Source organism: Sphingomonas azotifigens NBRC 15497 (assembly GCF_002091475.1).
Taxonomy (GTDB): domain Bacteria; phylum Pseudomonadota; class Alphaproteobacteria; order Sphingomonadales; family Sphingomonadaceae; genus Sphingomonas; species Sphingomonas azotifigens.
Genome location: NZ_BCTR01000125.1, coordinates 1 through 1,916 on the forward strand (window position 1 = coordinate 1; position 1,916 = coordinate 1,916).

Below are 1,916 nucleotides of genomic sequence, written 5' to 3' on the forward strand. Positions count from 1 at the left end.
TACCGATATACCAAACCGCTTCAGGACATCCTGAGGCGGTTTTTTTGTGCCTACACGCTGCTGCTTGGCACCGCGTGACCCAAAGCGGGCGTGTCATTACCCGGCCTTGCGCCGCGCCAGGATCTCTGCCCATGGGTTCGGCCGTGCCTTGCCGATACGGTGCAGCGTGTTTCGGTCCTGATGGGCAAACGGCGCCTGTTTCCCCTCGACCTGCAACGCGGTGTCGGTGACGTAGCTCCACGATCCGTCGGCGTGGAAGCTGATGGTGATGCTGTAGCTGTCGGTGCGAAACGCCTGTTCGAGAAAGGTCGTGGAGCAGATACCGTAGCCGGTCTCGCCACGTTTGGCCGAGACGGTGAACATGTCCGCATCGGCCGCCGCGGTGCCGGAAGCGAGCGCGACCTGCCCGCGGGGAATCGCAACGGTCTGCAAGATCAGCCCCGTCGCCGGCTCCCACAGCCAATAGCCGACCTGCTCGTGGAAGGTGATGTCTTCCTCCTCGGTGGTGATGTGCACGTTGTAGCGCAGACCGTAGAAGAGCTGCGGACCGTTGGCCTGCGGGTCGATCGGCTGGAACTCGATGGTATCGAGGAAGACGCGGCGTTCGGGACCGTCTGGCTTCGGCGCGACGTCGACGCCCTTGCGGGCGCGCCAACGCCCGGCCAGTCGTCGCAGCGGTCCCAGATTGTTCAGCGTATCGGGATCGACGTCGGCGGGTTCGGTGAAGATGTCGCGCGGCATTGGGAGCATGGTCGCGGTCCTGCTGGCTACTCCGGCCCGCACCTGTGCAGCCCGGTTCGCCGCCGACTCTTACAGGTCGCCTGGGCCGGGCGTACCCATCTCATAGTATCGGACGAGGCACGGGAAGCCGGGCAGCGGTCAGAGCGACCCGGCTTCGGCGTCAATCGACCCAGTCGAGCCCAATTTCCCGGTACAGGCCGCGATCCTCTTCCCACTTCGGGTTCACCTTGACGTGCAGGTACAGGTGCACCGGCACGCCGAGCAGTTTCGACAGCTCGGCGCGGGCGCGGCTGCCGATTTCCTTGAGCCGCTGGCCGCCCTTACCGAGCACGATCGCGCGCTGGGTATCGCGCGCAACGAGGATCTGCTGGTGGATCTCGACCGATCCGTCGTCGCGCTCGCTATATTTCTCGGTCTCGATCGCGCTGGCATAGGGCAGCTCGGCATGGAGCTGGAGGTAGAGTTGCTCGCGCGTCACCTCGGCCGCCAGCATGCGGTCGGTCGCGTCGGAGACCTGGTCCTCGGGGAAATGCCATTGGCCCTTGGGCATCGCACCGGCGAGCGCCGCCTTGAGCTCGGGCACGCCGTCGCCGGTCTGGGCCGAGACGAAATAGGTCTCGTCGAACGACAGCGCTTCGTTGAGCTTGGCGGCATGACCGAGCAGGCGCGGCTTGTCGGCGATATCGACCTTGTTGAGGATCAGGATCTTGCGCCCCTTAAGGCCGCGCAGGCTGTCGATCACCGCATGGACCTTGGGGCCGATGCCGCCCTTGCCGTCAACGACCAGCGCGACGAGGTCGGCGCCGTCGGTGCCGTCCCAGGCGGCGGCAACCATCGCGCGATCGAGCCGGCGCTCGGGCTCGAAGATGCCGGGGGTGTCGACGAGGATGATCTGGGTGTCGCCCTCGATGGCGATGCCCATCACGCGGGCGCGGGTGGTCTGGGCCTTGGGGCTGACGATGGCGACCTTCTGGCCGACCAGGGCATTGACCAGCGTCGACTTGCCGGCATTCGGTGCGCCGAGGATCGCGACGACGCCGCAGGATTGAGTGGTGGTGGGTTCGGTCATGGGTTCCGGTTGTACTGGGGAATGGGGATGGGGGCGAGGGGGAAGCCCTACGTAAGCCCCTCCTCCTGGGAGGAGGGGTTGGGGGTGGAGGGATTCCAGAACGGGC

Annotated in this window: 2 protein-coding genes; both read right to left on the reverse strand. The window is 66.0% G+C overall.

Features of this window, described 5'->3' with window-relative positions; translation table 11 throughout:
- Positions 1-96: 96 nt before the first annotated feature.
- The gene (locus SAZ01S_RS23155; RefSeq protein ID WP_084584686.1) at positions 97-750 is read right to left on the reverse strand and encodes an FABP family protein; all 654 of its coding nucleotides are present in this window, start codon (positions 748-750) and stop codon (positions 97-99) included.
- A 151-nt stretch (positions 751-901) separates the two neighbouring features.
- Positions 902-1,810: a GTPase Era gene (gene era, locus SAZ01S_RS23160; RefSeq protein WP_084584687.1), complete on the reverse strand. Its 909-nt coding sequence runs from the start codon at positions 1,808-1,810 to the stop codon at positions 902-904.
- Positions 1,811-1,916: the final 106 nt, after the last annotated feature.